This is a genomic window from Streptomyces venezuelae (assembly GCF_008642355.1).
Lineage (GTDB): Bacteria > Actinomycetota > Actinomycetes > Streptomycetales > Streptomycetaceae > Streptomyces > Streptomyces venezuelae_B.
The window spans coordinates 7137893-7160982 of sequence record NZ_CP029193.1; the positions used below are offsets into that span (position 1 = coordinate 7137893).

Below are 23090 nucleotides of genomic sequence, written 5' to 3' on the forward strand. Positions count from 1 at the left end.
AACTCGGCAAGGGGCTGGCGGGGCGCCCGTGCACGGAGGGTAGGGTCACCCGGGTGACAACGCATTCGAACACACCTGCAGGCTGGTACCCGGACCCGCACGGCGCGCCCCAGCTGCTGCGCTGGTGGGACGGCTCCCAGTGGACGGACCACACCAATCCGGCCCCACAGGGCGGCCAGCAGCAGGCTCCGGCCCAGCAGGCCCAGCAGGCCCAGCAGGCCCAGCCCGCGTCGGCGCCGCAGGACCAGCCCGCCCAGCCCGCGCAGGCGCCGCAGGGCCAGTTCGGGCAGCCGCAGACCGCCGCGCTGCAGGGCCAGTTCGGCGGCCAGTCCCAGGCGGCGCCCCAGGCCCCGCCCATGGCCGACCCGGCCAAGGTGCAGCGCCAGGTGCAGAAGCAGGCCGGTGTCGCGCCGTCCGCGCAGGGCGGCGGCACGCTGTTCACCGAGCCGGTCCTGGTCGTGAACCAGAAGGCGAAGCTCATCGAGCTGACGAACGAGTACAGCGTGATGGACCAGTCGGGCAACACGCTCGGTTCGGTCGTCCAGGTCGGCCAGAGCGCGCTGAAGAAGGTCGCGCGATTCGTCGCCAGCATCGACCAGTTCATGACGCACAAGCTGGAGATCCGCGACGCGTACGGCCAGCCGCAGATGATGCTGACCCGCCCCCGCAAGTTCATGAAGTCGCGGGTCATCGTCGAGCGCGCGGACGGTCAGCCGGTCGGCGAGATCGTCCAGCAGAACATGATCGGCAAGATCAACTTCGCCATGATGGTGAACGGCCAGCAGGTCGGCGCGATCAAGGCGGAGAACTGGCGTGCCTGGAACTTCTCGATCGTCGACCACGCGGACAACGAGGTCGCCCGGATCACGAAGACGTGGGAGGGCCTCGCCAAGACGATGTTCACCACCGCGGACAACTACGTCCTGCAGATCCACTACCAGCTGCCCGAGCCGCTCCTGAGCCTCGTCGTGGCGACGGCGCTCACCGTCGACACGGCGCTCAAGCAGGACGCCCGCGGATTCGGGTGACCGGACCCGCCGGGCGTGACAGCGGCGCCGGTCGCCCCCTTCCGCAAGGGGGCGACCGGCGCCGCTTCGTCTTGCTGCCTCAGGCGTTCTGCAGGCCGGATGCGGCAGATCGCGCGGTTCCCCGCGCCCCTTCAGGTGCCACGGGCTGACCGGGGATGGCCACCGCAAGACTGGGGCCCGGCCCGAGCTCGCCCAGCGCGACCGCCGGATCGCGCGGCGACCGCGTGAGCACGACCACTCCGTACGCCGCCACCGCCGCGCCCGCCACGGCGAGCAGGATGCCGCCGATGCCGCCCTGGAGGCGCTCGCCGAGCAGCGCCACGCCGATGACGGAGGCCGCCACGGGGTTGGCGAGCGTCACCACGGCGAGTGGGGCGCCCAGGCCGCCGCGGTAGGCGGTCTGCGAGAGCAGCAGGCCGCCCGCGGCGAACGCCGCGACCAGCACCGCCACGATCACCACCTGCGGGCTCAGGAGTGGTCCCGACCGGTCCGTGACGGCGACCGTCACGGTCTGCGTGAGCGCCGACGCGACGCCCGAGGCGAAGCCGGACGCGGTCGCGTGCCGCAGGCCGGGCCGCGTGCCGGGCCGGGAGAGGACCCCGATGACCGCCATCGTCGCCGCGGCCACGACCAGGGCCTCCGGCACCGTCAGCGTGTCGTCCGGCGCCGGTCCGGAGGCCGTCAGGAGGAGCGCGCCGAGGCCGATGAGCGTGAGCCCCGTGCCGCGCCACTCCAGGCGCGTGACCCGGCGTCCCGCGAGGCGCGCGCCGAGCGGCACCGCGGCGACCAGGGTGAGGGCACCCAGCGGCTGGACCAGGGTGAGCGGACCGTACTTGAGCGCCGCCACGTGCAGCAGCGCCGCGGACGCGTTGAGTCCGACGGAGGACCACCAGACGCCGCTGCCGAGCATCCGCAGGACCCCGCTCTCGCCGTCGTGGACGCGCGAGGCCAACCGCTCCTGGGCCACCGCCGCCGCGGCGTACGCGGCCGCGGAGACCAGCGAGAGGGCGACGGCGAGCAGTGTGGCGCTCATCGGCCGGCCCCCGAGGAGACCAGCCCGTGCGACGGCGCGGGCACCGAGCGCCGCACGACCAGCGAGCGGCCGGGGCGCGGCAGCCGGATCACCGCGAGAGCGATGCCGAGGAGCGCGGTCGCCGCGAGCGCGTCGAGCCAGTAGTGGTTGGCGGTGCCCACCACGACGAGCAGGGTGAGGAGCGGGTGCAGCAGCCACAGCCACCGCCACCGCGACGACGTGGCGACGATCATGCCGACGGCGAGCATCAGCGCCCACCCGAAGTGCAGGGACGGCATGGCGGCGAACTGGTTCGCCATCGTGTCGGTCGCGGGCTTCGCGGCGTACACCGAGGGCCCGTACACCTGCGCCGTGTCCACGAGGTGCGCGGCGTCCAGCATGCGCGGGGGAGCGAGCGGGAAGCCGAGGTGCAGGACGAGCGCGGCCGCGGTGAGCGCGGCGAGCACGCGGCGCGTCCACACGTAATGCCGCGGCCTGCGCAGGTACAGCCAGACCAGGAACAGCAGCGTCGCGGGGAAGTGCACGGTCGCGTAGTACGTGTTCGCGACGTGGATCAGCGTGTCGCTGCTGAGCAGGGCGTCCTGTACGGCGCCCTCGCCGGGCAGGCGCAGCGTGCGCTCGGCGTCCCACACGCGGTGCGCGTTGTGGAACGCCTCGGTGGTGTGCCCGTTGGCGAGCTGCCTGCCGAACTTGTAGACGAGGAAGAGTCCTACGACGAGGAGGAGCTCGCGGACGAGGGGCGGTCGGACCTGTATGTCCGGCTCCCGTTCGGCAGGCTCGGTTCGGGATTCCATCCCCCGGCCCCTTTGCGTGACGACTGGGTGGTGCGGTGCTTGAGCGAGGGATCGCCCCACTCATCGATACGCCAGTGTACCGATACGGAGGCGTACCGGTACACTGGCGTATCGAAAGGTGCCGGACGCGCGGACCGGCCGCCGTACCCAGGAGAAGAGCCATGACGTCGACGTCGAACCGCTCGAAGATCACGCCCGAGCGTGAGCAGGAGTTCTACGACGCCGTCCTCGACCAGCTCCGCCGGTGCGGGTACGAGGCGCTGACCATGGAAGGCGTCGCCGCCCGCACGAAGTGCAGCAAGTCCACGCTCTACCGGCAGTGGAAGACCAAGCCCCAGTTCGTGGCCGCAGCGCTGCGCGCCAACCGCTGTGTGCGGTTCGCGGGCATCGACACCGGCAGCCTCGCCGGGGACCTGCGGGAGGCGGCACGCGCGGCCGGAGAGCAGTCGGGCCGTGACACGATGCTGGTCCAGGCCCTCAGCCACGCGGTCCTCCAGGACGAGGACCTGCAGCGGGTCCTGCGCGAGACGCTGGTGGAGCCGGAGCTGCAGGCCATGGCCGCGATCATCCGGCGCGGGGTCGAGCGCGGCGAGATCGCCGAGGGGCACCCGGCGGTGGAGTTCCTCTCGGTGCAACTGTTCGGCGTGCTGCGCGCCCGCCCCATTCTGGAGGGGGCGTACGCCGACGAGGAGTACGTGACCCGCTTCGTCGAGGCCTGCGTGCTCCCCGCACTGGGCCTCACCTGATCGTGGGCCCGGGTCCGTTGGATGACGGGACCCGGGCCCGCCCGCGCCGCACCGTGGGGACGGGGGCGGCGCGCACCCCCGGGCCGGGCGGTGTTCCTCCTGAGCGGCGAGGAACCCCGCCCGGCCCTGCTGTGTCTGAGGCCGCTGCGGCCCGCGCTACACGTCCTGGCCGTTGCCGCCGCCGCTCGCGCCCACCGGCCCCGCCTTGATGCCCTTCGCGATCTCGTCCATGGCGGACTGCGACGGTGCCTTGTCGTTGACGTCGATGCCCATGCGGACGACGACGATCTTCGACTTGTCGGCGGGGGAGGGGAAGGCGAGCGACTCGACGTAGCCGTCGTCGCTCTTTTCCGTGACGGCCTTCCAGCGGACGTGGTAGCCCTTCTGCCCCGCCACGGTGATGGGCTCGGAGGCCAGCACCTTGTGCGAGGTGATCTTGCCGTAGGTCTTGCCGCCGTAGCCCTGCGCGGCGTTCTTCTCGATGTCCGCCTTGGCCGCCGCCTCCGGCGTCTTCGCGTCGATCTTCAGCTGCTCGGCCGACTGCGAGAAGGCGCTGCCGCGGGTGCACTGCTCGCTGGTGTTGCCGGGGCAGGGGATGGGGTCCGTCTGCACCCCGGCGCCGTACTGGGTGCTGCCGCCCTTCCAGCCGTCCGGCACCGGGATCTTGATGCCGTTCACCATGTCACTGGCGAAGCCGGGGTCCTGCTGCGGACCCTGCTCAGGGCCCTGCGGGTCGGGTGCCGGGGAACGCGGGGCCTCCGAGGAGTCGGGGTCCTGCGGGGCGCCGGCCGACGGCTCCTTCACCGCGGAGCCGCCGCCGTCGCTCTTGTCGTCGGAGGTGAGGGCGTACACGCCCCCGCCTATCCCGGCGAGGACGACGAGCACGACGCCCGCGGCTATCGCCACGCGCAGTGTGCGACGCGGGGCGGGGGCGGGGGCCTGGCCGGGATACGCCGGGGCCTGGCCCGGGTACGCCGGGGCTTGTCCGGGGTACGCCGGGAAGGCCGGTTGCGTCGGATCGGCCGCGGTGCCGGCGGCGCGCACCTGGTCCGTCCACACGGTCCCGTCCCACCAGCGCTCGGTGGGAGGACCGTCGGCGGTCCGGCCGGGGTCGGGGTACCAGCCCGGGGGAGTCATCTGGGTCATGCCGGTCAGCGTATGAGCCCCGCGTGAAAGGCGGATGAGAGGGGCGGCCACAATTCGGCCGCTCTGCCCGTCCTCCCTACCGGCCCGCGGCCTCATGCCCGTTGACGACGAGCCGCACCGGTCCCCGGGCCCCCTCCGTCGCCCTCGGCCACTGCGTCCCGCGCCGTCCCGGGGTGATCGAACCCAGCACGCTCGCGTGCCGGGCGCCGGTGCTCGCCGGGACGGTGCCCGGCAGGCCGTGCAGCGTCAGGAAACCGAGTACGGCGAAGGCGTACGCCTCCTTCGCCGCGGAAGGCAGACCGAGCTCGCCGGACGTGCGCAGCGGCAGCCCCTCGCCCAACTCCGCCCGCAGGAACCTCATCAGCACCGGGTTCGCGGTCCCGCCCCCGGAGGCGATGACCTCCGATGCCCCCACCGAACGGATGGCGTCGGCGACCGTGCGGGCGGTGAGGCGGGTGAGGGTGGCGACGACGTCCTCGGTGGACAGCGCCTCGTACCCCTTCAACGCCGTACGCAGATAGGGCAGGTGGAAGAGCTCCTTGCCCGTCGTCTTCGGCGCGGGCAGGGCGTAGTAGGGCTCGTCCAGGAGCCGGGTGAGGAGGCCCTCGTCGACCGTGCCCTGCGCGGCGAGTTCGCCGTCCAGGTCGTACGAGAGGCGGCCGCCCGTCGCCTCGTGCACGGCCGCGTCCACCAGGGCGTTGGCGGGGCCCGTGTCGAAGGCGGTGCCGTCGGCGGCGGTGATGTTGGCGATGCCGCCGAGGTTCAGCGCGGCGGGGCTGCCCGGCCTGCCGCGCAGCCACATGCGGTCCACGAGGCTCACCAGGGGCGCGCCCTGACCGCCCGCCGCGATGTCGCGCGGACGGAAGTCGGAGACCACCGGCAGGCCGGTCGCCTCGGCGATCCACGCGGGCTGGCCGATCTGCAGCGTGCCGTGCACCCGGCCGCCCTCCACCCAGTGGAAGACGGTCTGCCCGTGCGAGGCGACCAGCTCGGCCCGCCCGTCGCACAGTTCGCGGTCCGCCTCCACCGCGGCGGCGGCGAACGCGCGCCCGATGTCCGTGTCCAGGCGGCAGACCTCGGCGAGGGTGGTCGCGGCGGGCGGCAGCGCGGCGCCGAGCGCGGCCCGCAGCCCTTCGTCGTAGCCCCGGGTGATCAGCCCGAGGGGGGTGAGGACCAGGCGGTCGCCGTCGAGCGTCAGATCGGCGGCTGCCGCGTCGATCGCGTCGTACGAGGTCCCTGACATGAGCCCGATCACGCGCACGTGGGGCCTCCTTCTCGGTCGGCTCCCCAATGCGCTTGATCATCGCATCCCGCGGCCCGCGCCCGGCCCGAGTTCCCGGAAACGAGGCCCGGCGGGAGGGGTGCGCGGCGCCACGTTCCCGGCGCACGCGGAGCACCCGCCCCTTCCGCACCTCCGGATCCCCTCCGGGCGCCCCCCCCCGCACGGCCGCGTCACTCGCGCGCCGCGAGCACCCGTCCCCTCCACACCCCCGGGTCCCCCCACGCGCCCCGCAGCGCCCGTGCCTTCGTGAGCCACAGGGACAGGTCGAACTCCGCCGTGTAGCCGATCGCGCCGTGCAGTTGGAGGGCGGCGCGGGCCGCCCCGTACGCGGACTCCGCCGCCGTCACCTTGGCCGCGGCGATGTCGCCCGGTGCCATCGTCGTCGCGGCGCCGAACACCAGGGGACGCGCGAACTCCAGGCGCACCAGGACGTCCGCGAGCCGGTGCTTGACCGCTTGGAACGCGCCGATCGCGGAACCGAACTGGGTGCGCTGCTTCGCGTACGCGACCGTCCTGTCGAGCAGGGCCAGACCGACGCCCAGTGACTGCGCGGCCGTGGCGAGCGCCGCCCAGGCCGTCGCGTGCCGCGCCGCCGACGTGACGGCGGGTCCCGAGGCGAGCAGTTCGCCGCCCGGCGACGGCGCGGCGAGGCGGCGCGCGGGGTCCAGGGAGCGGCGCACGCGCGCGTGCCCGGGGGCGAGCCGCAACTCGCCGTCGGCCGCGGTCAGGATCAGGTCGGCCGCGTCCGCGTCCAGGGCGAGCGGGCCGCCCTGCGGCAGTGTCAGTGTCGCGGTCGCCGCGCCCGAGGCCAGGGAGGGCAGGAAGCGCTCGGCGGGTTCCCGTTCGCCCTCCTCGGCGAGGTGGGCGAGGAGCGCGGCCGCCGCCACCGTCTCGACGACGGGACCCGGCACGGCGTGCCGCCCCACCTCCACGAACGCGACGGCCGTCTCCACGGAGAGCGGCCCCACCCCCTCGTACTCCCCGGGAACGGGCAGCGCGAAGACGCCCGCGTCCGCGAGCCGCCGCCACACGGCCCACCCCGGAGCGTGCTCGCCGACGCTCCACGCGCGCGTGGCGGCCACCGTGTCTGCCGCCGTCAGCATCGCGTCCAGGGAACGTGCGAACTCCCGCTGCTCGTCGTCGAGGAGGAACCTCATCAGCGACGTCCCTTCGGCAGGCCGAGCAGCCGCTCGGCGATGATGTCCCGCTGGATCTCGTTCGTGCCGGCGTAGATGGGTCCGGCGAGCGAGAACACGTACCCCTCCGCCCAGTCGGGGCCCTGCGCGGGCGAGCCGTCGAGCAACTCGCCGTCCGGGCCGAGCAGATCGAGCGCCGTCTCGTGCAGCGCGATGTCGTACTCCGACCAGAAGACCTTGTTGAGGCTGGACTCGGCGCCGATCGTCTCGCCCGCCGCGAACCGCGAGGCGTTCGCCCAGGTGAACAACGCGTAGGCGCGCGCGCCTATGACCGCGTCGGCGACCCGGTCGCGCAGCGCCGTGTCGCCGGGGCCGGCCGGATCGGGGCACGTGCGCCACTGCCGGGCGAGCCGGTCGGCGGCGGCGAGGAAGCGGCCGGGGGAGCGCAGCGTCAGACCCCGTTCGTCGCCCGTCGTCGACATGGCGATCCGCCACCCCTGGCCCGGCTCGCCGATCACGTCCTCGTCCGGCACGAAGACGTCGTCCAGGAAGAGTTCGGCGAACGCGGGCTTGCCGTCCAGGCGGCCGACGGGCCGCACCGTCACCCCGTCCGCGTCGAGCGGGAACATCAGGTAGGTCAGGCCCCGGTGCGGCTTGCCGGGGTGCGTCTCGGGCGGCTCGCTGCGGAACAGGCCGAACGCGCGGTCGGCGAACGCCGCCCGTGACGACCACGTCTTCTGACCGCTGATCAGCCAGCCCCCGTCCGTGCGCCGCGCGGTGGAGCGCAGGGACGCCAGGTCGGAGCCCGATTCCGGCTCCGACCAGGCCTGCGCCCAGATCACCTCACCCGTCGCCATGGCGGGCAGCACCCGCGCGCGCTGCTCCTCGGTGCCGAAGTCGAAGAGGGTGGGCGCGAGGAGGCTGATGCCGTTCTGGGAGACCCGGCCGGGCGCACCCGCCGCGTAGTACTCCTCCTCGAACAGCAGCCACTTGACGATGTCGACGCCCTGCCCGCCGTACTCCTCCGGCCACGACACCACCGACCAGCGGTCGGCCGCGAGCGTGCGCTCCCACTCCCGGTGGGCCGCGAAACCCTCCCCGGTCTCCAGCGAGGGCAGCGGCGCGGCCGGCACGTGCGCGGCGAGCCACGCGCGCGCCCGCTGCCTGAACTCCCTCTCCTCGGCGGTGAAGTCCAGGTCCATCGGTGGCCGCCCTTCGACTCCTCGGTCTTCCCTAACAAGTGTTTGGTAGATTACCTTGAAGGGTGCCGAGGAGTCGAGAGCCGGAATCGGGGAGCCCATGGACGCGCCCGCCCACGCACCCGCCTATGTGCCCGCGCACGACCTGCTCGCGGACCGCACCGCCGTGATCACGGCGGCGGCCGGAGCGGGCATCGGCGGCGCCACCGCGCGCCGCTTCCTGGAGGAGGGCGCCCGCGTCGTCATCGGCGACGCCCACGCCGTGCGGACGAAGCAGTCGGTGGCGGCGCTCGCCGAGGAGTTCGGTCCCGACCGGATCGACGGCATCCCGTGCGACGTCACCGACACGGCCCGGATCAACGCCCTGTTCGACCTCGCCGAGCAGCGCCACGGGCACCTGGACATCGTGGTGAACAACGCGGGACTCGGCGGCACCGCCGAACTCACCGAGATGACCGACGCCCAGTGGGACAAGGTCGTCGACGTCACGCTCAACGGCACCTTCCGCTCCACCCGCGAAGCCCTGCGCCGCCTGCGGGCCGCGGGCCGCGAAGGCGTCATCGTGAACAACGCCTCCGTGCTCGGCTGGCGCGCCCAGGCGGGCCAGGCGCACTACGCCGCGGCGAAGGCCGGCGTCATGGCCCTCACCCGGTGCGCCGCGCTCGAAGCGGCCCCCCACGGCATCCGCGTCAACGCGGTCTCGCCGAGCCTCGCCCTGCACCCCCACCTCGCGAAGGTCACCTCGCCCGGACTCCTCGAAGAGCTCACCGCGCGGGAGGCGTTCGGGCGGCACGCCGAGCCCTGGGAGATAGCCAACGTCATCGTCTTCCTGGCCAGCGGCTACTCCTCGTACATGACAGGGGAGACGGTCTCGGTCAGCAGCCAGCACGCCTAGGCGGAGAATGTCCGTGTGCCGAATCCGAAACAGAGCGCCGGTGAAAAGCCCGTGCCCCAGAAGCAGTCCCAGAAGCAGTCCCAGAAGAAGCCCCAGGTGAGCCCCTCGCCCGAGCGACGCCGCGAACTGCTCGCCATCGCCGCCGACGTCTTCGCCGAGCAGGGCTACAACGCGACCACGGTCCGCAAGATCGCCGACGCCGCGGGCATGCTCGCCGGCAGCCTCTACTACCACTTCGACTCCAAGGAGTCGATGCTCGAGGAGATCCTCCGCACCTTCCTCACCGAGCTGTGGGACGGGTACGACAGCGTGCTCCAGGCCCAGCTGGACCCCCGCGCCACACTCGAAGCCCTCGTCACCGAGTCCTTCCGCGAGATCGACCGGCACCGTGCCGCCGTCGCGATCTACCAGAAGGAGTCCCGGCACCTCGTCGCCCAGCAGCGCTTCCAGTACCTGTCGGACTCACAGCAGCGCTTCGAGAAGGCCTGGCTGACGACGCTGGAGCGCGGTGTCGCGGAAGGCGTCTTCCGCGACGACCTGGACGTCCGCCTCGCCTACCGCTTCGTGCGCGACACCGTCTGGGTCGCCGCGTCCTGGTACCGGCCCGGCGGCGGCCACAGCCCCGAGGAGATCGCCCGCCAGTACCTGTCGATGGTCCTCGACGGCATCTCCGTACGCACGTAGCAGGCGCGTCGTCGCTCGCACGGCGCCCACGACCGAGGAGTACGCAGTCATGGCCGAGGCCTACATCGTCGAAGCGGTCCGCACCCCCGTCGGCAGGCGCAAGGGCGGGCTCTCCGCGGTCCACCCCGCCGACCTGGGCGCCCATGTGCTCAAGGCGGTCGTCGAGCGCACCGGCGTCGACCCCGCCGCCGTCGAGGACGTCGTCTTCGGCTGCCTCGACACGGTCGGGCCGCAGGCCGGCGACATCGCCCGCACCAGCTGGCTGGCGGCCGGACTCCCCGAGGAGGTGCCCGGCGTGACGGTCGACCGGCAGTGCGGCTCGTCCCAGCAGGCCGTGCACTTCGCCGCACAAGGCGTCCTGTCCGGCACCCAGGACCTCGTCGTCGCGGGCGGCACCCAGAACATGTCGATGATCCCCATCGCCTTCGCCTCCCGGCAGGCCGCCGAGCCCCTCGGCCTCACCCAGGGTCCCTACGCGGGCAGCGAGGGCTGGCGCGCCCGCTACGGCGACCGGCCCGTGAACCAGTTCCACGGCGCCCAGTCGATCGCCGAGAAGTGGGGCATATCCCGCCGCGCCATGGAGGAGTTCGCGCTCCGCTCGCACCGCCGCGCCATCCAGGCCATCGACGAGGGCCGCTTCGACCGCGAGATCGTCCCCTACGGGGACGTCACCACCGACGAAGGCCCGCGGCGCGACACGACGCTGGAGAAAATGGCAGTTCTGGAGCCCGTCCTCGACGGCGGCACGATCACAGCGGCCTGCTCCTCGCAGGTCTCCGACGGCGCCGCCGCGATGCTCATCGCGAGCGAACGGGCCGTACACGAACACGGGTTGACGCCCCGCGCCCGCGTCCACCACCTCTCCGTACGCGGCGAGGACCCCATCCGCATGCTCTCCGCGCCCATCCCCGCCACCGCGCACGCCCTGAAGAAGACCGGCATGACCATCGCCGACATCGACCTCGTCGAGATCAACGAAGCGTTCGCGCCCGTCGCTCTCGCCTGGCTCCAGGAGACCGGCGCCGACCCGGAGAAGGTCAACGTCAACGGCGGCGCGATCGCCCTCGGCCACCCCCTCGGCGCCACCGGCGTCAAGCTGATGACGACCCTCCTGCACGAACTGGAGCGCACCGGCGGCCGGTTCGGCCTCCAGACCATGTGCGAAGGCGGCGGCCAGGCCAACGTGACCATCATCGAACGCCTGTAGGAGCCTCTCCTCGAACCCCCGTCGGCACCCGCGGGCCGTCCCCGGAACGACATCTTCCTCACTCCTTGCGGGAGTACCTGCCCGGACCGCTCTCCATCACGGCTCCGACCCGGCTAGTCTCGACTTCTGTACGTCGATTGAGCGACCCCGGGAGGTAGCGCGATGACGCAGGGACGGCCCGGAGGAGCCACCTGGGCCCCGCTGTGGGAGCGCGAGGTCGAACTCGCCGCGGTGACCCGGGCCGTCGACGAGCTCTGCGCCGAATCCACCGCCGCCGGAGGCCTGCTCGCCTTCAGCGGCGAAGCCGGCATCGGCAAGACGGCGCTCCTCGCCGAAGTGCGCCGCATGGTCGAGGGCCGTGCCACGGTCTGGTCGGCGCGCGGCGGCGCGACGGTCACCTCCGTCCCGTTCAACGTCGTACGTCAACTGCTGCAGCCCGCACTCGTCCAGCTCGGCCCCGACGAGGCCCGCGAGTACTTCGGCGACTGCTACGACATCGCGGGCCCCGCGCTGGGCATAGCCGAGCCCGGCGGGCGCCAGGCCGACCCGCAGGGCGTCTGCGACGGCCTCGTCGAAGCGGTCTCCCGGCTCGCCCGGCTGCACTGGCCCCTCGTCCTCCTCATCGACGACGCGCACTGGGCCGACCAGGAAACACTGCACTGGCTGGCCGCGTTCGCCCAGCGGCTGCACGAACTGCCCGTGCTCGTCGTGGTCGCCCGCAGGCCCGGCGAGGCCGAGGGCGACAGCGCACGCCACCTCGCGACGGTCGCCGCCGAGGCCCGCTCGTTCACCACCCTGCGCGCCCTCACCCCGGAAGCCGCCGCGGGCCTCACCCGCGCGACGCTCGGCGAGCACGCCGACGCACCCTTCTGCCGCGAGGTCTGGGCCGTCACCGGCGGCAACCCGTACGAATCCGTCGAGCTCCTCGCCAAGGTCCAGGACAGCGAACTCGAACCCGTCGAGGGCTCCGCCGACGAACTGCGCGCCCTCAACCGCACGGCCCGCGGCCGCGGCCTCGTCGCCCGCCTCGAAGGGCTCGGCACCGACGCCACCCGCTTCGCCTGGGCCGCCGCCATCCTCGGCAGCGCCATCTCCCTCGACCTCGCCGCCTCCCTCGCAGGCATGACACACGACAGCGCGGAACGCTGCGCCGAGCGCCTCTGCGCGGCACGCATCCTGGTCAGTGGCGACGAAGGCCTGGAGTTCGTCCACCCGCTGATCGCGGGCACCGTCTACCGCTCCATCCCGGCAGCCACCCGCACCGCGATGCACGGCGTGGCCGCGGCGGTCATCACCCACGACGGCAGGGGCGCCGCGGCCGCCTCGCCGCACCTCCTCGAAGTTCACCCGGATGACGACCCCGAGCTCGTCGAGCAGCTCCGCGAGGCCGCCGCCGAACACCTCGCCGTCGGCGCCCCCGACGCGGCACGCCGCTGTCTGGAACGCGCCCTGCGCGAGCCGCCGCTGCCCGACATCCACGCGCGCGTGCTCTACGAACTCGGCTGCGCCACCATGCTGACCTCGCCCGCCACCACCATCAGGCACCTGCGCGAGGCCCTCTCCATGCCCGGCCTCGACCAGGGCCTGCGCGTCGACGCGGTCTGCCGTCTGTCCCAGGCGTTCGTCCACAACGACCAGCTGGAGGAGGGCCTGCGGGCCATCGCCGACGAGGCGAGCAGGCTCGAACAGGGGCCCGCGCTGCTGCGCCTGCAGGCCGTGCGCTACATGTGGGAGGGCATTCACGCGGGCGAGGAGGACTCGCCCGCCCGCTCGAAACAGCTCGCCAAGCTCGCGGGACCTCTCGCCGGTCGTGACAACTCCGAGCGGGCCCTGCTGATCCTGCGGGCCTTCGACGCCATGACCCGCGGCGAGAGCGCGGAGCTGGTCGTCGAGCTCTGCGACCGCGCCCTCGTCAACGGCCGCCTCGCGCCAGGACTCGGCTGGACCGACCCGGAGTGGACCTTCGAACTCCGCCTGATGCTCGGCGGGTCGTACGCCTTCTCGGACCGCCTGGACCGCGCGGAGAGCCTCTTCACCGAGGCCGTCAGGGCCTACGAGACCGCCGGGTGGAGCGGCGGACACCTCGCCCTCTCGCACGCCTTCCTGGGCTACGTGTACCGCAGGCGTGGCCGCCTGACGGACGCCGAGCGGTCCCTGCGCGAAAGCCTGCGCCTCGCCGACCGCGTCGGCCAGGGCCTGCCCATGCACTGGGAGGCGGCCAGCATGCTCATCGACACCCTGCTGGCACGCGGCCACATCACGGAGGCGGGCGCCGTCGCCGACCAGTACGGCTTCGCGCCGCCTTCCGCCTCCACGATCTACGTACCCGACGCGCCGTCCGTACGCGGCCGTCTCCTGCTGGCCCTCGGGCGGACGAAGGACGGCCTCAACGAACTGGAGGCCACGGCGAAGGCGCTGACCGCACGCGGCCAGTACAACACCGTCCTCGCCCCGCGGGCGTACGACCTCGCACGCGCGCTGGCCCACGAGGACCCCAAGCGCGCGGCGCACCTCGTCGCGGACGCCCGCAGGCAGGCCGAACGGTTCGGCACGGACACCGCCATCGGGGAGGCGCTGCGGTGCGCGGCGGCTCTGGAGACGGGGCCGCGCTCGGTCGCCCTGTACCGCCAGGCCGCCTCCTACCTGGAAGCCTCGCCCTGCGCGTACGAACACGCGGTCGCCCGCGTCGAGTACGGCATCGCGGCGGACTCCGTGCCGGAGCTGGAGCGCGGCCTGACCCTCGCCCGTACCTGCGGGGCGGACGGTCTCGCCGAGCGCGCGCTGGACCATCTGGGGCTGGTGAAGAGGTAAGGACTCGGGGTCCTCAGCCGCCGGACGTGCCGAGACCTGTCGCCCGACGGTCCGGAGACGGTCCCGGCAGGCGATCGAGCGTCTTCGCCGCCTCCTCCATGACGCGTTCCACCAGCTCCGCGCATGACGGCAGGTCGTCTATCAGACCCGTCACCTGGCCCGATGCCATCACGCCCGCCTCGGGGCGGCCGTCCACCATCGCCGACTTGAGCATCATCGGCGTGTTGGCGGCGAGCAGCACCTGGCTCCACGTCAGGTCCTTGCCGTGCCGCATCGCGAGGCCGTCGCGCGCCATGCGGCGCCAGCTCATGCCGGAGACCTTCCGGAACGCCGCCGCGTGCCGCACCGCCCGCGTCAGCGACGCGACCCTGCCCGACCTCTCCAGGCCCGCCACCAGCTCCGTGCGCAGCATCCGGTGCGGGAGGCCGTCCACACGCGTCGTGACCGTGACATCCTTGACGGAGGCCGCGAGGTAGCGGGCCTTGACGGTGTCCGGGACCGTCGAGTCCGAGGTGAGCAGGAAGCGCGTGCCCATGGCCACGCCCGCCGCGCCGTAGGCGAGGGCGGCGACCAGACCGCGGCCGTCGTAGAAGCCGCCCGCCGCGATCACGGGGATGTCCACCGCGTCGACGACCTGCGGGAGCAGCACCGTGGTGGCGACCTCGCCCGTGTGGCCACCGCCCTCGCCGCCCTGCACGATCACCGCGTCCGCGCCCCACGCGGCGACCTTCTCGGCGTGCCGTCGCGCCCCGATCGACGGGACGACCACCACACCCGCGTCCTTGAGCTCGGCGATCAGCTCCTCGGAGGGCGCGAGGGCGAACGACGCGACCCGCACCCCTTCGTCGACGACGACCCGGACCCGGTCCCGCGCGTCGCCCGCGTCGGCCCGCAGGTTGACCCCGAAAGGCGCTGCCGTACGGGACTTGACCTCGCGGACCGCCGCGCGCAGCTGGTCGACCGTCATGGTCGCGGAGGCCAGGATGCCGAGCGCCCCGGCGTTCGCGGCCGCCGAGACCAGGCGGGGGCCCGCCACCCAGCCCATGCCGGTCTGCACGATCGGGTGCCGTACGCCGACCAGTTCCGTCAGGGGGGTCCTCAGCGTGGGGGTCACGGCCTGCGCACCTCACGGTCGCGCAGGCCCCGCGGGTCCACGACGTCACGGATCAGCCGCAGCTCCTCCGCGGTCGGCTCACGGGTGTACGGGACGCCGGCGTCCGGCACGGGCAGAGAGAAGCCGGTGGCCTCGCGCATCTGGTCGAGGGTCACGCCCGGGTGCAGGGACACCGGGCGCATCGCGTGGCCGGGTGCCCCGAAGTCGAGGACGCCGAGGTCGGAGACGACGCGGCGGAGGTCGTGGAAGCGGGTCGCGGACGGCCCGGCGGCGGCCGCGCTGTCGTATCCGACACCGCTGATCATGTCGACCTTTTCGACGAACACGCGCGTGGAGTGCCGCGGAACCCAGTAACTGACGGGATTGTTCAGCGTGTTGACCGGAGCGCCGCGCACGCCGAGCAGCTGGCGCCTGGGCCGGGACCAGTCGCCGATGCACGAGATGTTCTGGTTGCCGAAGCGGTCGATCTGGCTCGCGCCCATCATCACGTGCCGCTTGCCGCCCATGACCATCGTCAGGTGCTTGCGGTACGGCAGCCATCCCTCGGTTACCGCCGACGCGGCGCCGACCGCGGGCACGTCGCCGATGAGCAGGGCCTCGCCGTCCGTCAGCAGCAGGTCGGGCGAGAAGGTGAGCCTGGCGAGCCGGGCCGCGATCGAAGGGACCGTGCCCATGGGGGAGGCGAGGATCTCGCCGTCGCCCCGCCAGGCCTCGGCGCAGGCGATCACGCAGTACTCGGCGCGGGTGGCAGTGGCGGTGGCGTACCGTGTCATCGCTGCTCCTTGTGCCAGTTCTGGACGGCCAGTCGATAATCCCGTTCGGTCCCGGTCCGGGAGAGGAAGCGGGTGCGGAAGGCGTCCCAGGCGTCCGGGTCGGCCGCCGCCGTCGCATAGGCCTTCTGGAACGGCTCGTCGCGGCCGTAGTCCGGCACGCAGGACGTGAAGTGCGCGCCGCCCGGCGTCTCGGTCACGCCCGTCACCGCGTGGCGGGACACCAGCATCGTCTGGGGCGCCGCGTGGGCGGTGAGCTCGGCGGAGTCGACGACGCGTTCGCAGGAGACGAACGCGGTGTCGGCGGCCTCGCAGAACAGGTCGTCGAAGTAGGGGTCGGGGCCCAGGTACTGCCCGTTGCCGAAGCGGTCCGCGCGGTTCAGGTGGACCAGGGCCGCGTCCATGCGCAGGGCGGGCACGGCGACGAGCTCCTCCCGGTCCTCGTACGGTGAGGTGACCGTGCGCAGGTGCGGGTTGACGCGCAGGACGTCGGAGCCGAGGCCCGCGCGGATCGGCAGGAACGGCAGCCGCTGGGCGCCCGCGGTGAGGCCCTGCATGAACATCGCCTCGTCCAGCTCGACGAGTTCGAAGGCGCCGCGCTCGCGTGCCGCCCGGAAATGCGGCTCCAGGGGGATCGAGTCGAGGGTCGCGAAGGCGGTGACCAGTCTGCGGATCCGGCCGGCCGCGGCGAGCAGGCCGACGTCCGGGCCGCCGTACGAGACGACGGTCAGGTCCGTGACGTCGGACCGCAGCAGCGCGCGCACCAGCGCCATCGGCTTGCGGCGCGAGCCCCAGCCCCCGATGCCGAGCGTCATGCCGCTGCCCAGGCGCCCCACGATCTCGTCGGGAGTCATCCTCTTGTCGGTCACGCCCCGCCCTCCCTTTCCTGCCCGAAGTCCTCACGGATGCGGTCGGCCAGGCCGCTGAGGTTCGCCTCGAAGGTGAAGCCCTGCTCGAAGCGGTAGCTGCGGTGCACGTCGACGGGGTCGATGCCGTTGATGGCGGCCTTCGCGAACCGCAGCAGCGTGCCGTCCTTGCGGGCGATCTCGCGCGCCAGCTCCAGTGCCGCGTCGCGCAGTTCGGCGCGGGGGACGACCTGCCAGACGGAGCCGTGCGCGTGCAGGTCGGCGGCGGTCACGGTCCGCGAGGTGTAGTAGAGGGCGCGCATCAGGTGCTGCGGGACGAGGCGGGCCAGGTGCGTGGCGGCGCCGAGCGCGCCCCGGTCGAGCTCGGGCAGGCCGAAGGTGGCGTCCTGGCTCGCCACGATCGCGTCCGCGTTGCCCACGAGACCTATGCCGCCGCCCAGGCAGAAGCCGTGCACGGCGGCGACGACGGGCACCTCGCACTCGTACACCGCCGAAAACGCGGCGTAGCACCCCCGGTTGGCGCCGATCAGCGCGGTGTGGCCCGTGTCGCGCTGCATCTCCTTGATGTCCACGCCCGCGTTGAACCCCCGGCCCTCGGCGGCGAGCACGACGCAGCGCGTCCCGGGGTCGCGGCCGGCGGCGCGGACCGCGTCCGCCAGGGCGTACCAGCCCTGCACCGGCAGGGCGTTCACCGGCGGATAGTCGACGGTGACGACGGCGATGCCCTTGTCGGGGGCGGAGGTGGAGACAGACATCAGACGATCCGCTACCTTTCAATCGCACGCCTTCAACCAAACATTTGTTAGTTGGACCGGTCATGGGAAAGGTAGCAGCGATGACTGACACACGACAGGTGGTCGTCGTGACCGGCGGCACCCGGGGCGTCGGTGCCGGAATCGCCCGGAGCTTCCTCGCCGCCGGGGCGCACGTCGTGATCTGCGCCCGCAGGCCGCCGGACGAACCCGTCGAAGAGGCGGGCGCGACGGCCGAGTTCAGACGGCTGGACCTCCGCGACGCGGCGGCGACCGGGGTCTTCTTCGCCGAAGTGGCGGCGGAACACGGGAGGGTCGACTGCCTGGTGAACAATGCGGGCGGCACGCCGTTCGGGCTGCTCGCCGAGTCCTCCTCCGCCCATCTGGCGAAGATCGTCGAGCTGAACCTGTTCGCCCCGCTCCACGCCTCCTTGAGCGCTTACGAACTGATGCGGCATCAGCCGGGCGGTGGCAGCATCACCATGATCGGCAGCGTCAGCGGGACCCGTCCCTCGCCCGGCAGCGCGGCCTATGGCGCGGCCAAGGCGGGCCTGGAGAACCTCGCGGGGACGATGGCCGTCGAGTGGGCGCCCGCGGTGCGTGTGAACACGGTGGTCCTCGGCCTCGCCCGCACGGAGAGCGCGGCGCTCCACTACGGCGACGAGGAAGGCGTCGCCGAGGTCGCCCGCACCGTCCCGCTGGGCCGCCTCGCCGACCCCTCAGACGTCGGCGACGCCTGCGTCTTCCTCGCCTCCGACCGGGCCCGCTACATCAGCGGCGCGGCGCTGCGCCTGCACGGCGGCGGGGAACGCCCCGCGTTCCTGGCGGCGGCGTCGGTGAACCACTGAGCGCACGTGTCCCACGTAATCCACGCACCCCAGGGAGTCACGTCATGACATCAACCGCCGCATCAGCATCAGCATCCGCATCCGGCTCCGGGCTCTGCGAAGGCCGCGTCGTCGTCGTCACGGGTGCCGGGCGCGGGCTCGGGCGGGCGCACGCGCGCGCGTACGCGGCCGAAGGCGCCCGGGTCGTCGTCAACGACCTCGGTGTGGCCGCGGACGGCTCGGCGGCACCGGCGGGGGATGCGGGCGGCCCCGCGCACGCGGTCGTCGAGGAGATACGGGCGGCGGGCGGCGAGGCCGTCGCGCACGGCGGCGACATCGCGACCTCCGAGGGCGCCGCCTCACTGGTCAGGACGGCGCTCGACACGTACGGCCGCCTCGACACCCTCGTCAACAACGCGGGGTTCCTGCGCGACCGGATGCTGGTCAACCTCGACGAGGACGCCTGGGACGCCGTGCTGCGCGTCCACCTGAAGGGGCACTTCCTTCCCCTCAAGTACGCGGGGCTGCACTGGCGCACCGAGGCGAAGGCGGGACGCATCCCACACGCGTGTGTGGTCAACACCAGTTCCGGAGCGGGCCTCCTGGGCAGTGTCGGGCAGGGCAACTACAGCGCGGCGAAGGCGGGAATCCTGGGCCTGACCCTGGTGGCCGCCGCCGAACTCGCTCCCTACGGCGTGCGCGTCAACGCCATCGCGCCGGCCGCCCGCACCCGGATGACGGAGCGGACCTTCGCCGACACGATGGCCGCCCCCGAGGACGACACCTTCGACGCGATGGCCCCGGAAAACGTGTCCCCCCTCGTCGTCTGGCTCGGTTCCACCGCCTCCGCGGGAGTCACCGGCCGCGTCTTCGAGGCGGAGGCGGGCCGCATCACCGTCATGGAGGGCTGGCGGCCGGGCCCGACCGCGGACAAGGGGGCACGGTGGACCCCGGCGCAGGCGGGGGAGGCGGCGCTGGAACTGCTGGCCGGGGCGGAGGCGCCGGGGGCGGTGTACGGGGACCGCCGAGACGAACCGTCCGGAAGCGCTTGCCGGACGGCTGACCAGACGCGTTAGCCCGGCCTCATCCTGAACGCCGTGGACGGGAGCGGCTCGGACACCGACGTACGGATGCCGCCGGACGCTCCCGGGGCGTCGGCGGACGATCTGCCGGGCGTCGACGTCATGGGTGGGCCGACGAACGCCGACGGCGTGGCGGGCCACCACGCGCCGAAGCTGGAACGGGGCCCGCTGATCGACGCGGTGCGCACCGGAATTCCGACGCCTTCCGGCGCTGGGCCTCCGCCTGGGGCCCAACTCCTCGCCCGCGCCGGGCTCTGGGCAGCTTCAGGCGCTCCCCGCACCCGGACCGTCCGTGAAGTGCGCGAGGAGCGCTTCCGTGACCGCCCCGGGGCGTTCCGCCGGTGCCAGGTGCGAGGCGCCCGCGACCTCCACCAGCGTGGCGTCCGGCACCCCCTCGGCGATCTCCCGCGCGTGCGCGGGCGGCGTCGCCGGGTCCTCGCTCCCGGCGACGACCAGAGTGGGCGCGCGGACGGCCGCCAGCGACCCCCGCAGGTCGTACGCCGCCAGGGCGTCACAGCACGCGGCGTACGCGCCGGGGTCGGCCGCACGGAGGTCCGCGACGAGGCGGGGCACGGTGAACCCGGGTGTGAACCAGCGCCGCGGCGCCGCGTCCGCGAGCCCGGCGAGCCCCTCGCGGCGCGCCAGCGCGGCCCGTTCCCGCCACGGTGTCTCCCCGCCGAAGTGCGCCGACGAACAGACCACCGCGAGCCGCTCCACCCGTTCGGGACGGTGTACCGCGAGGTGCAGTCCGACGGCGCCGCCGAGCGAGACACCGGCGTACGCGAAGCGGTCGATGCCGAGCGAGTCGGCGAGCGCGAGGACGAGCCCGGCGAGGTCGCCGACGGTCGCGCCGGGCCCGATCAGGTCAGCGGGGGACCGGCCGTGACCGGGCAGGTCCCAGCGCACGACCGTGTGGGCCGCGCGGAGCCCGGGGGCGACGGCGTCCCACAGAGCGGTGGAGGTGCCGAGGGAGGACCCGAGGAGGAGCGGGGTGGCGTCGCCGACGCGCTTGTCCGGGTGTCCTTGGACGCCTTCCACGGTGTGGTGCGGCACCTTACGGCCGGGTTCGCCGGTCAACGTCGCTCCAATGCCCGGTCCGTGAGCTCCCCCGCGTAACCGGTGCAGTGCGTCGGGTCCGTGAGCGCGGTGATGTCGACGTCCCGCAGGGCGGGCTCCTCGGCGAGGACGGACGCCAGGGTGCGGCCCTCCGCGCGGGCGCGGCTCGCCGCGTCGGCCAGCAGCTCCTTCGCGCCGGCGCTTCCGAGCACGCGCGCGAGTTCGGTCGCCACCCGCTCCGAGGTGATCGCCCCGCCCGTGAGGGCCAGGTTCTCGCGCATCGCGTCCGGGTGCACGCGCAGCCCCTCGGCGAGCTCCGCGCCGTCCCTCGCCGCGCCACCCGTCAGCCGCAGCAGGTCCCGCAGCGGTTCCCACTCGGCGTGCCAGGCGCCCGCGGGGCGTTCGTCCTCGGCGACGAGCGAGGCGTGGAGCGTGGCCGCGAGGCCGGGCGCGCGGCGCGCGGCGGCCGCGACGAGCGTGGAGCGTACGGGGTTGGCCTTGTGCGGCATCGCCGACGAGCCCCCGCCCTCGCCCTCGGAGAGCTCGGCGATCTCCGTGCGGGAGAGGGTGAGCACGTCGGCCGCGATCTTGCCGTGCACTCCCGCGGTGAGCGCGAGGGCGGAGGCGAGATCGGCGACGGGGGTGCGCAGGGTGTGCCAAGGGAGTGCCGGCGCGCAGAGCCCCAGTTCACTCGCGAACGCCGAGGTGAGCGCCTCGCCCCCCCGCCCGTACGCCCCCTCCGCCCGGAAGGACGCCAACGTGCCCGCCGCGCCCCCCAGTTGCGCGGGCAGGCTCGCGCGCACGTCGATCAGGCGGTCCCGCGCGTCCAGGACCAGCGACCGCCAGCCCGCCGCCTTCAAGCCGAACGTCGTCGGGACCGCGTGCTGCGTGAGCGTGCGGCCGGGCATGACCGTGTCCCGGTGGGCGGAGGCGAGACGGGCAAGGGCGCGCTCCGTGCGGGCCAGATCCGTCAGGGTCAGGTCCAGCGCCCGCGCGGACAGCAGCATCAGCGCGGAGTCCAGGATGTCCTGGCTCGTCGCCCCCCGGTGCACGTGGTCCGCGGCCTCGCCGGGCACCGCCGACCTCAACGCGGCCACCAGCGGAATCACCGGATTTCCGCCCTCCCGCGCGCGTGAGGCGATGCCCTGCACGTCGAACCGGCCGACGTCCGACGCCACTTCCGTCACGGCGGCCGCCGCGTCGGGCGGCGTCATCCCCACCGCGGCCCGCGCACGCGCCAGCGCGGACTCGACGGCCAGCAGCGCTTCGAGGAACGCATGGTCGGAGGTGGCCCCGGTCACCGGCGCATCGGTGGAGCCCGGGGAGAACAGGCCGCTCATGCGGAGCCGGGTCCGGACCCCGACGGGAACTCCAGGAACACCGTCTCGCGGTCCCCCTGAAGGCGTATGTCGAACCGGTACGTCCGGGGCGCCTCGCTCCGGGCGACCAGTGTGGCCCGCCGCTCCGCGTCGAGTGAGCCGAGGAGCGCGTCGCCGGGCTCGTCCACCACGTACGCCCGCGTGTACAGGTGGTGCAGCAGACCGCGCGCGAAGACGGCCAGCGAGATGTACGAGACGCCGCCGGGCGGCAGCGTCCGCACGGCCCAGTGCCCGTCCGCGTCGGTCGGGACCCGACCGAACCCGGTGAACGCGACCCCGTCGCGCCCGGTGGCCCGCCCCGTCACGGGGTCGTGCCGCAGCGACCCGGGGGCGCCCGCGCGTGAGCCGTCGGGGGCGGGCTGCCAGGTCTCGACCAGGGCGTCGGGCACGGGCTGTCCCTCGCCGTCGAGCACGTATCCGTGCAGCGTGATCGTCTCCGGGTCCCCGTCGGGCGCCACCTGGCCGCCACGCGGGAAGGGCAGCGCGTAGCCGTAGTAGGGGCCGATGGTCTGGGAGGGCGTGGGGTCGTACGACGGCTCAAGGGGTGACGTCACCGGTCGCCTCCTTCCTCGAACAGCGTCGCCGACGGACCGTCCAAGACGATGTCCCAACGGTGACCGAGCGACCACTCGGGGACGGAAAGCTCGTGGTCGTACGCGCAGACGAGCCGTTGCCGCGCCGACTCGTCGCTCACCGAGCGCAGGATCGGGTCGTACGGGAGGAGCGGGTCGCCGGGGAAGTACATCTGCGTCACCAGACGCTGCGCGAACGCCGTGCCGAAGAGTGAGAAGTGGAGGTGGGCCGGACGCCACGCGTTGGTGTGGTTCCGCCAGGGATAGGCGCCCGGCTTGACGGTCGTGAAGGAGTACGCGCCGTCGTCGTCGGTCAGACAGCGGCCGAAGCCCGTGAAGTTCGGGTCCAGGGGCGCCGGGTGGCCATCCAGCTGGTGCGCGTACCGGCCCGACGCGTTGGCCTGCCACACTTCGACGAGCTGGCCGCGCACGGGCCGCCCCCGGCGGTCGAGGACCCGGCCGCTCACGGTGATGCGCTCGCCCAGCGGTTCGCCGGGGTGCTGCCGCGTCAGGTCGTTGTCGAGTGCGGCGACGTCGGTGACGCCGAAGGCGGGACCGCTCAGCTCCACGGCCTCCGGGTCGCGCAACGGGACCAGCGGCTGCTTAGGGTGGCGGAGCCGGGTACTGCGGTATGGCGGGTGGTCGCGGGGCGGGTGGTGTCCGGATGCGGACCCGGTGTCGGTGAGGGGGGTCATCTCTTGTGGCTCCGTA

Annotated in this window: 21 protein-coding genes and 1 pseudogene; 8 read left to right on the top strand and 14 right to left on the bottom strand. The window is 73.5% G+C overall.

Annotated elements, in window-relative coordinates; all coding sequences use genetic code 11:
* The first annotated feature begins 53 nt into the window (after positions 1 to 53).
* A complete protein-coding gene (locus DEJ47_RS32650; protein WP_150174391.1) occupies positions 54 to 1028 on the top strand; it encodes a phospholipid scramblase-related protein in 975 nt (324 codons plus the stop codon).
* 79 nt (positions 1029 to 1107) lie between these two features.
* Here the strand turns inward: DEJ47_RS32650 and DEJ47_RS32655 are convergent, their stop codons facing one another.
* Complete coding sequence (locus DEJ47_RS32655; protein WP_190415679.1) at positions 1108 to 2061, bottom strand: DMT family transporter; 954 nt, start codon at positions 2059 to 2061, stop codon at positions 1108 to 1110.
* Complete coding sequence (locus tag DEJ47_RS32660; RefSeq protein WP_150174393.1) at positions 2058 to 2855, bottom strand: phosphatase PAP2 family protein; 798 nt, start codon at positions 2853 to 2855, stop codon at positions 2058 to 2060. Before DEJ47_RS32660 ends, DEJ47_RS32655 begins: the two co-directional genes overlap by 4 nt.
* Before the next feature lie 161 nt (positions 2856 to 3016).
* Here DEJ47_RS32660 and DEJ47_RS32665 point away from each other — a divergent pair, with 161 nt between their 5' ends.
* On the top strand, positions 3017 to 3601 hold the full coding sequence (locus tag DEJ47_RS32665) for a TetR/AcrR family transcriptional regulator (protein ID WP_150174395.1): 585 nt from the start codon (positions 3017 to 3019) through the stop codon (positions 3599 to 3601).
* A gap of 156 nt (positions 3602 to 3757) precedes the next feature.
* On the opposite strand, the gene DEJ47_RS32670 is transcribed toward DEJ47_RS32665, so the two are convergent.
* From DEJ47_RS32670 to DEJ47_RS32685, 4 genes are all read right to left on the bottom strand, one after another.
* A complete protein-coding gene (locus DEJ47_RS32670; protein ID WP_150174398.1) occupies positions 3758 to 4747 on the bottom strand; it encodes a DUF2510 domain-containing protein in 990 nt (329 codons plus the stop codon).
* A gap of 76 nt (positions 4748 to 4823) precedes the next feature.
* Positions 4824 to 6008, bottom strand: coding sequence for an anhydro-N-acetylmuramic acid kinase (locus tag DEJ47_RS32675; RefSeq protein WP_150174401.1), 1185 nt, complete (start codon positions 6006 to 6008; stop codon positions 4824 to 4826).
* A gap of 191 nt (positions 6009 to 6199) precedes the next feature.
* Positions 6200 to 7186 carry an acyl-CoA dehydrogenase family protein gene (locus tag DEJ47_RS32680; RefSeq protein WP_150174403.1) on the bottom strand — a complete coding sequence of 329 codons (987 nt, stop codon included), beginning with the start codon at positions 7184 to 7186 and terminating at the stop codon, positions 6200 to 6202.
* A complete protein-coding gene (locus tag DEJ47_RS32685) occupies positions 7186 to 8367 on the bottom strand; it encodes an acyl-CoA dehydrogenase family protein (protein WP_150174405.1) in 1182 nt (393 codons plus the stop codon). Before DEJ47_RS32685 ends, DEJ47_RS32680 begins: the two co-directional genes overlap by 1 nt.
* A 97-nt stretch (positions 8368 to 8464) precedes the next feature.
* On the opposite strand from DEJ47_RS32685, the gene DEJ47_RS32690 reads away from it, so the two are divergent.
* From DEJ47_RS32690 to DEJ47_RS32705, 4 genes are all read left to right on the top strand, one after another.
* Positions 8465 to 9259 carry an SDR family oxidoreductase gene (locus tag DEJ47_RS32690; RefSeq protein ID WP_150174408.1) on the top strand — a complete coding sequence of 265 codons (795 nt, stop codon included), beginning with the start codon at positions 8465 to 8467 and terminating at the stop codon, positions 9257 to 9259.
* A 51-nt stretch (positions 9260 to 9310) separates the two neighbouring features.
* Complete coding sequence (locus DEJ47_RS32695; RefSeq protein ID WP_150176027.1) at positions 9311 to 9943, top strand: TetR/AcrR family transcriptional regulator; 633 nt, start codon at positions 9311 to 9313, stop codon at positions 9941 to 9943.
* A gap of 49 nt (positions 9944 to 9992) precedes the next feature.
* Positions 9993 to 11150, top strand: coding sequence for an acetyl-CoA C-acetyltransferase (locus DEJ47_RS32700; protein WP_150174411.1), 1158 nt, complete (start codon positions 9993 to 9995; stop codon positions 11148 to 11150).
* A 162-nt stretch (positions 11151 to 11312) separates the two neighbouring features.
* Entirely contained in the window at positions 11313 to 13961 is a 2649-nt protein-coding gene (locus tag DEJ47_RS32705) for an ATP-binding protein (RefSeq protein WP_150174414.1), read from the top strand.
* A 13-nt stretch (positions 13962 to 13974) separates the two neighbouring features.
* On the opposite strand, the gene DEJ47_RS32710 is transcribed toward DEJ47_RS32705, so the two are convergent.
* The 4 genes from DEJ47_RS32710 to DEJ47_RS32725 are packed head-to-tail and all read right to left on the bottom strand — an operon-like array spanning position 13975 to position 17466.
* Positions 13975 to 15063: an NAD(P)H-dependent flavin oxidoreductase gene (locus DEJ47_RS32710; protein ID WP_150176028.1), complete on the bottom strand. Its 1089-nt coding sequence runs from the start codon at positions 15061 to 15063 to the stop codon at positions 13975 to 13977.
* An 8-nt stretch (positions 15064 to 15071) separates the two neighbouring features.
* Entirely contained in the window at positions 15072 to 15848 is a 777-nt protein-coding gene (locus DEJ47_RS32715; protein ID WP_150174416.1) for a CoA-transferase subunit beta, read from the bottom strand.
* Complete coding sequence (locus tag DEJ47_RS32720; protein ID WP_150176029.1) at positions 15845 to 16699, bottom strand: CoA transferase subunit A; 855 nt, start codon at positions 16697 to 16699, stop codon at positions 15845 to 15847. Before DEJ47_RS32720 ends, DEJ47_RS32715 begins: the two co-directional genes overlap by 4 nt.
* An 11-nt stretch (positions 16700 to 16710) precedes the next feature.
* Positions 16711 to 17466, bottom strand: coding sequence for an enoyl-CoA hydratase family protein (locus DEJ47_RS32725; protein ID WP_150174419.1), 756 nt, complete (start codon positions 17464 to 17466; stop codon positions 16711 to 16713).
* A gap of 80 nt (positions 17467 to 17546) precedes the next feature.
* Between DEJ47_RS32725 and DEJ47_RS32730 the strand changes: the two genes are divergently transcribed.
* Together DEJ47_RS32730 and DEJ47_RS32735 are read left to right on the top strand one after the other, a co-directional pair.
* Positions 17547 to 18311, top strand: coding sequence for an SDR family oxidoreductase (locus DEJ47_RS32730; RefSeq protein ID WP_150174421.1), 765 nt, complete (start codon positions 17547 to 17549; stop codon positions 18309 to 18311).
* A 44-nt stretch (positions 18312 to 18355) separates the two neighbouring features.
* The gene (locus DEJ47_RS32735) at positions 18356 to 19366 is read left to right on the top strand and encodes an SDR family oxidoreductase (RefSeq protein WP_150174424.1); all 1011 of its coding nucleotides are present in this window, start codon (positions 18356 to 18358) and stop codon (positions 19364 to 19366) included.
* Between the two features lie 279 nt (positions 19367 to 19645).
* On the opposite strand, the pseudogene pcaD reads toward DEJ47_RS32735, so the two are convergent.
* The 4 genes and pseudogenes from pcaD to pcaH form a co-directional block, all read right to left on the bottom strand.
* Positions 19646 to 20410: pseudogene (pcaD, locus tag DEJ47_RS32740) on the bottom strand (3-oxoadipate enol-lactonase); the annotation flags it as partial.
* Positions 20411 to 20445: 35 nt separating this feature from the next.
* Positions 20446 to 21768 (bottom strand): 3-carboxy-cis,cis-muconate cycloisomerase, encoded by a 1323-nt coding sequence (gene pcaB, locus DEJ47_RS32745; RefSeq protein ID WP_150174432.1) that lies wholly within the window; start codon positions 21766 to 21768, stop codon positions 20446 to 20448.
* Positions 21765 to 22361 (bottom strand): protocatechuate 3,4-dioxygenase subunit alpha, encoded by a 597-nt coding sequence (gene pcaG / locus DEJ47_RS32750; RefSeq protein WP_150174437.1) that lies wholly within the window; start codon positions 22359 to 22361, stop codon positions 21765 to 21767. Before pcaG ends, pcaB begins: the two co-directional genes overlap by 4 nt.
* Positions 22358 to 23074, bottom strand: coding sequence for a protocatechuate 3,4-dioxygenase subunit beta (pcaH, locus tag DEJ47_RS32755; RefSeq protein ID WP_150174441.1), 717 nt, complete (start codon positions 23072 to 23074; stop codon positions 22358 to 22360). Before pcaH ends, pcaG begins: the two co-directional genes overlap by 4 nt.
* Positions 23075 to 23090: the final 16 nt, after the last annotated feature.